The organism is Algibacter sp. TI.3.09 (genome assembly GCF_038154905.1).
GTDB lineage: Bacteria > Bacteroidota > Bacteroidia > Flavobacteriales > Flavobacteriaceae > Algibacter.
Genome location: NZ_JBAKAN010000049.1, coordinates 1 through 296 on the forward strand (window position 1 = coordinate 1; position 296 = coordinate 296).

At 42.2% G+C, this 296-nt stretch carries 1 protein-coding gene; it reads right to left on the reverse strand.

The window, feature by feature from the left end; genetic code table 11:
- On the reverse strand, positions 1–296 hold a 296-nt coding region (locus V6246_RS18275; protein ID WP_341561877.1), incomplete at both ends, for a hypothetical protein.

A 296-nucleotide genomic window follows, 5' to 3' on the forward strand; every position in this document is an offset into this window, starting at 1 on the left:
TTCTGGTGTGAATGTTAAATCATCCGTTGCTGGATCGTAAACCCATGTTCCTTCGTTTGGTACCACTAAGGTTAATGGATCGCCATCACCATCTGAATCTGTAGGGTCGATTGCAATTACTGCATTGCCAGTACCTGGTGTGGTATCGATTACACTGCCATCACTTAAAGTATCATTCCCTGAGATGTTTGGTATAATAGCATCGGTTCCTGTCACTTGGTTAGCAACACTATTGTCTTCAGCTACTGGTGGTACTTCATCATAAGTTACCGTGATATTCGCTGCATTTGATGTAT